Annotated in this window: 5 protein-coding genes and 1 pseudogene; 4 read left to right on the forward strand and 2 right to left on the reverse strand. The window is 73.4% G+C overall.

Annotated elements, in window-relative coordinates:
- A pseudogene (locus D471_RS40095) lies at positions 1-525 on the forward strand (hypothetical protein); the annotation flags it as partial.
- Between the two features lie 57 nt (positions 526-582).
- Here D471_RS40095 and D471_RS0109025 read toward each other — a convergent pair.
- Complete coding sequence (locus D471_RS0109025; protein WP_017598323.1) at positions 583-1,872, reverse strand: class I SAM-dependent RNA methyltransferase; 1,290 nt, start codon at positions 1,870-1,872, stop codon at positions 583-585.
- 229 nt (positions 1,873-2,101) lie between these two features.
- Here D471_RS0109025 and D471_RS0109030 point away from each other — a divergent pair, with 229 nt between their 5' ends.
- Positions 2,102-2,776: a potassium channel family protein gene (locus D471_RS0109030; protein ID WP_017598324.1), complete on the forward strand. Its 675-nt coding sequence runs from the start codon at positions 2,102-2,104 to the stop codon at positions 2,774-2,776.
- A gap of 1 nt (position 2,777) precedes the next feature.
- A complete protein-coding gene (locus tag D471_RS0109035; RefSeq protein WP_017598325.1) occupies positions 2,778-3,470 on the forward strand; it encodes a potassium channel family protein in 693 nt (230 codons plus the stop codon).
- An 18-nt stretch (positions 3,471-3,488) separates the two neighbouring features.
- Here the strand turns inward: D471_RS0109035 and D471_RS0109040 are convergent, their stop codons facing one another.
- The gene (locus D471_RS0109040) at positions 3,489-4,286 is read right to left on the reverse strand and encodes a DUF3159 domain-containing protein (RefSeq protein ID WP_017598326.1); all 798 of its coding nucleotides are present in this window, start codon (positions 4,284-4,286) and stop codon (positions 3,489-3,491) included.
- Between the two features lie 252 nt (positions 4,287-4,538).
- Between D471_RS0109040 and D471_RS0109045 the strand changes: the two genes are divergently transcribed.
- Positions 4,539-5,595: serpin family protein (locus D471_RS0109045; RefSeq protein ID WP_017598327.1), on the forward strand; the 1,057-nt coding region annotated here is incomplete at its 3' end.

Raw genomic sequence — 5,595 nt, forward strand, 5'->3', positions numbered from 1 at the left:
TTCGACGACGACCTCGGCGGAACGCACGCCGCTTGGGCCCACTGGCGGGTCACCGGCGACCCGGACCCCGCGCTGCGGGCACTGGCCTCCGCCGTCGCCCGCGACCACCCCCACCCGGCTCTGCGCCTCCTGGCCGAACTCGGCCCCCTGGCCTCCGGGTTCGCCGACTCCTGCGTGTCCCTCGCCGTGTCCGGCGCGCCACCGTCGGACTGGACCCGGGTGGAGGCGGCGCACGCCCTGTGGCGGATCACCGGCGACCCCGAGCGCGCCCTTCCAGTCCTCCTCGGAGCCGTCGAGGAGCTGCCCCGGGGACGGTACCTCCCGGTCCACCTCACGGCGGTGCGGTACCTGGCTCGGATGGGTCCGGCGGCCCGTCCGGCCGCCGACCTCCTGCGCTGTCTTCCGGACATCGACCGACGCCTGCGCTACTTCGGCGCCTGGCGCGGTTTCACCGAGGACGAGGAGATCCGCGCCGCCGTGCGGGACCTGTGCGCCGCCGTCGACGGCGGGGTGCCATCCGGTTGAAGCCTCAGAGTGCCCCGACCCACCACGAAGCGCCAGGTGGAGGGGCCAGGGCCCGCCCTACTCCGCCTCGCGGTGGCGGCGCGCCTTGCGCACCGGTTCCAGGACCGCCAGGCACTCGACGTGGTGGGTCATCGGGAAGGCGTCGAAGGCTCGTAGATCCACCAGCGCGTACCCGGCCCGGTCGAACTCGGCCAGGTCCCGCGCGAGCGTGGCGGGGTCGCACGACACGTACGCGACCGCGCGCGGCCGGGTGCCCGCGATCAGGCGCACGACCTCAGCGCCGGCCCCGGTGCGCGGCGGGTCCAGGGCGACCACGTCCGCCCGCACGTCCGCCCACTCCCGCAGCTGGGCGGCCACGTCGCCCTGCTCGATCCGGGCCTGCTCCAGACCCTTGAGGTTGTACCGGGCGTCGCGCACGGCCTCGGCGCCGCTCTCCACTCCCATCGTCCGCCCCTGCGGGCCCACGGCCTCGGCGAGCGGCCGGGTGAACAACCCGGCACCGCAGTACAGGTCCAGGGCGGTCTCCCCGAGCTTGGGTGCCAGGGCGTCCATGACCGCGGTGGTCAGCGTCTCCCCCGCAGCCGGGTGCACCTGCCAGAAACCGCCCGCGCTGACCCGGTACTCGTGTCCCGCGACGGTCTCCCGCACCCCGCGGCGCCCGCGCACGGCCTGGACCCTGCCCCCCTTGAAGCGCCGCAGGACGGCACTGGAGGCCTTGAGTTCGGGCAGGGGACCCAGCTTCGCGCGGGTCGGGGTCACGACGACGGCGCGGTCGGCGCAGGTCGCGGAGGCCACCGCCTCCACGTCCCGGACGTCCTTCCAGACGGCGTCGGTCACCCCCAGTTCGGTCACGCCGGGGTGGGCGATCAGGCACTCGTCCACCGGCTCGATGTCGTGGGAGCGGTGGCGGCGCAGACCGGGACGACCGTCCCGGTCGACGGCGAACCGGACGCGGGTGCGCCAGCCCAGGCCGTCAGGGTGTCCGGGCAGTTCCTCGACCGTGATCTGGCGGTCGATCCCGGCGATGCGGTGCAGCTGGTCGGCGACGACCTTGGCCTTGATCCGGCGCTGGGCCTCCAAAGAGGCGTGCTGCCAGTCGCAGCCGCCGCACTTCCCGGGGCCGGCGAACGGGCACGGCGCCTCGACCCGGTCCGGGGAGGCGGTCAGGACCTCGACGGCCTCGCCTCGCAGGAAACGCGAGGTCTGCTCGGTGACGCGTACCCGGACGCGCTCACCGGGCAGGGCGTGGCGGACGAACACCACCTGGTCGTGGTGGCGCCCCACGCACCACCCGCCGTGCGCGACGTCGTCGACGGTGAGTTCGAGCTCGGTGCCCACACGGGTCATCAGGGAGTCCTCGGAGAGTGTCTGGGGTTCGGGTCACGGGTGACCCTGCGCGCACAGCCACCAACCGCACCCAATCTAGCCGACCTGAGCGGCCGCCCGGACGGCTCCGACCTCGCGCGCCGGTTGACCGGGGCGGTCGCGCGTGTCGGTGCGATCTGTGCCAAGGTGTGACCGTGGGCGCACGGCGCCCACCGGGTCGAACGGCGATCTCGACGGGAGTACGGGCGAGGTGCACATCGTGATCATGGGGTGTGGACGCGTGGGTTCCACCCTCGCGCACACACTGGTGGACCTGGGGCACACGGTCGCGGTGATCGACCAGGACCCCGAGGCGTTCCGGCGGTTGCGCGGCACGGTGGCCAAGCACGCCGTCCGCGGCGTCGGACACGACCGCGAGGTCCTGCTCGCGGCGGGAATCGAGAACGCCGGGGCGTTCGCCGCCGTCAGCAACGGTGACAACTCCAACATCATCGCCGCCCGGGTGGCGCGTGAGACCTACGGCGTCGAGCACGTGGTGGCGCGCATCTACGACCCGCGCCGTGCTGAGGTCTACCAGCGCCTGGGTATCCCGACCGTGGGGACGGTGCGGTGGACCGCCGACACCATCCTGCGCCGGATGGTCCCCGGCGACGAACGGCTGGCGGCCGGCCCCGAGTGGCACGACGCCTCCGGCACCCTGGCCATGAACGAGATGACGCTCCCCCGCGGCTGGGCCGGGCGCCGGGTGGCCGACCTGGAGTCACGGGCTCCGGTGCGGGTCGTCTACCTGACTCGGGACGGTGGGATCCTGCTCGCGCGTTCCGACCAGGTCCTGGCCGAGGGCGACGTCCTGCACGTGGTCGCGCGTGGCCGCGACCTGGACGCGCTGCGGTTCGACAACGGCGACGAGACGGGACACGAGTGAGATGCGGATCGCCATCGCGGGAGCGGGCAGCGTGGGCCGCTCCATCGCCAACGAACTGGCCGCCAGCGGCCACGACGTCCTGCTGATCGACCGGGACACCCGGGCGATCGGGGTCGACGACCTTCCCCAGGTGGAGTGGCTGCTCGCCGACGCCTGCGAGCTGGCCAGCCTGGAGGACGCCCGGTTGGGCGACGCCGACGTGGTGATCGCCGCCAGCAGCGACGACAAGGTCAACCTCGTGGTGTCGTTGCTGGCCAAGACCGAGTTCGGGGTGGACCGGACGATCGCCCGGATCAACGAGCCCGACAACGAGTGGCTGTTCAACGAGTCGTGGGGGGTCGACCTGGCGGTCTCCCCTCCCCGGCTCATCGCCGACCTGGTGGAGGGCGTCACCGACGAGGAGCTGGCCGAGGAGGGTGCGCTTCCTCCGCTGCCCGGCGCGGAGATCGCCGAGTCGGTGCTGCACGCCGAGAGCCCCTTCGTGGGCGGGCCCGAGAGCGTCCTCAGCGCCGGCCTCCCCGAAGGTGTGGCCCTGGTGGCGGTCGTCGGCCCGGGAGGCGTGCGCCCGCCGGACGCCGAACGGACGCTGTCGGTGGGCAACACCGTCGTCTTCCTGGCCGAACCGGAGGCGCTGGGCCCCCTGGAGGAACTGCTCGGCCGCGTCGACGCCACGGCCCCCGGCGAGGACGCCTGACCGCGCGGCCGGCGCGGCTCAGCGGTCGTCGTCGCCCGCGGCGCCCTCGGCGGTGTCCCCGGTCCCGCCCTCTCCGGACCGTGCCGGGGCGTCGTCGCCCAGGGGGGTGCGGCCGCGCGCGAGCAGCCACACCATGGCCGCGAAGGCGGCGACCTGGAGCGGCCAGCCCATCGCGATCTTGGACAGGCCGAGCAGGGCGAAGGTGTCGGCGACGTCGAGGTCGTTCAGCAGCCACAGCGGGTACTGCACGAGCACGCGGATGACGCAGGGCAGCACCAGCAGCCACGTGAGTCTGGAGGCGAGCCGGACCACGGCCGGGTTGGCCCGCCAGGAGGTGAAGTCCTCCTTGTTGCCGATGAACGGCCCGATCATCAAGCCGATCGCGGGCCAGCGCACCAGCACCGACAGGGTCAGCACCACCGCGTAGACGGCGTTGTAGATGATGCCCGGGAGGAACGCGTCGGCGGCCTCGCCGCTGCGCATCGCGAAGATCGCCGCGATGCCGATCCCGAACAGGCTCGTGACGACGTACTGCACGGATGAGCGCTGGAACAGCCGCACCGCACCCAGCACCAGGGCGGCGACCACACCAGCGATGATCGACTGACGCAGGTCGGACAGCACGATGTAGGACACGGTGAAGGTCAGGGTGGGCACGGCCGCCTCGACCATGCCGCGCTTGCCCCCCAGCGCCTTGGCCAGCTGCGAGCGCACGAGCGCCTCGACGGTGTCCTCGGTGACCCTGGGCGTGTCCGCCCCGTCGCCGTTCCCGGTCGGCCGGGCGCTCTCCTGCGAGGCCCGCTGCTGCTCAGTCATCCCGCTCCCGGGGTCGGTGCTCGTCGTGTCCGGTCGGAGCCGCCCGCGCTCGGGTCCGGCGTCACCCGTCCAGCCTAGTCGACACCGCGCCGGGGCCCCTGGGTGAACAACGGACACGGCCGGAACCGCGCGCTCCCGACGCCCCTTCCCATCCCGGTTCGTCCGCCCTTGACCTGTGCCCGGTGTCACACATGGCGATCGTCGTACGAAGTCCGTACGCTGGCGCCGTCGTCCACGTCGTGAGGAGCCCCCATGCGGTTGTCCGTCCCGCCGAGACCCGACCACCTGGAGTTCGCCGCAGCCCTGGACCGGATTCTGGCCGCTCCGGACGACTCCCACGTGTGGTCACCCCACTCGGTGGGAACGGCGCTCGGCCTCCTGGCCACGGCCGCGGTGGGCCGGACCCGGGACGAGTTGGAGGGGTTGCTCGGTGAGGAGGTGGCGACCCACCTGGACGTCCTGGACGAGGCCGTGGCGGCCGCGACCGGCCTGGACCTGGCCACCCTCAACGGCCTGTACGTGCCCGACGACCTGCGGATACGTCCCGAGTTCGCGGACCGGACGCGCGAACGTCCCGGTGCCGAGGTGGAGAAGGCCGACTTCGCCCACGATCCGGAGGCGGTGCGCCAGCGGGTCAACGGCCGCGTGTCGGAGGTGACCCGGGGCCTGATCCCCGAACTACTGCCCCCGGGCGCGATCTCCGCCGCCGTGCGCATGCTCCTGGTCAACGCCCTGTGGGTGCGGATGGTGTGGACGGAGCCCTTCGAGGCACACGCCACGCGCCCCCGCCCCTTCCACGCCCCGCACGGCGGCCGCGAGGTCCCCACCATGCACTGCCAGAGGGACATGCCCTACGCCGAGGCGGCGGGGTGGCGCATGGTCGGGTTGGCGGGTGAGCACGGCCTGACCCTGGACGTGCTGCTGCCCGACGACCCCGCGTCCGCGCCGCCCGGGCCGGACGCGGCGGCGCTGGCCGACCTGTACCGGGCACGCCGCTTCCGCGAGGTGCGGCTGGCCCTGCCCCGGTTCTCGGTGGAGACCGACACCCCCCTCCTCGATCCCCTGGCCGAACTGGGCGTCACCGAGCTCGCCACCGCCGGCGCCCGGTTCGACGGGATCAGCCCGGAGCCGCTCAGGGTGGACAGGATCCTGCACCAGTCGGTGCTGCGGGTCGACGAGAAGGGCGCCGAGGGCGCCGCGGCCACCGCCGTGATGATGCTGAGGTCGACGGTGGTCACTCCCGAGCCGATCCCGTTCACCGTGGACCGGCCGTTCGTGTTCGTCCTGCGGCGGGGCGAGGCGATCCTCT

It is taken from the genome of Nocardiopsis lucentensis DSM 44048 (assembly GCF_000341125.1).
Lineage (GTDB): Bacteria > Actinomycetota > Actinomycetes > Streptosporangiales > Streptosporangiaceae > Nocardiopsis > Nocardiopsis lucentensis.

Bases quoted from the DNA above. Each gene is read 5' to 3' on its own strand.
- D471_RS0109035 (WP_017598325.1), top strand. From the start codon at position 2,778: ATGCGGATCGCCATCGCGGGAGCGGGCAGCGTGGGCCGCTCCATCGCC.
- D471_RS0109025 (WP_017598323.1), bottom strand. From the start codon at position 1,872: ATGACCCGTGTGGGCACCGAGCTCGAACTCACCGTCGACGACGTCGCG.
- D471_RS0109040 (WP_017598326.1), bottom strand. From the start codon at position 4,286: ATGACTGAGCAGCAGCGGGCCTCGCAGGAGAGCGCCCGGCCGACCGGG.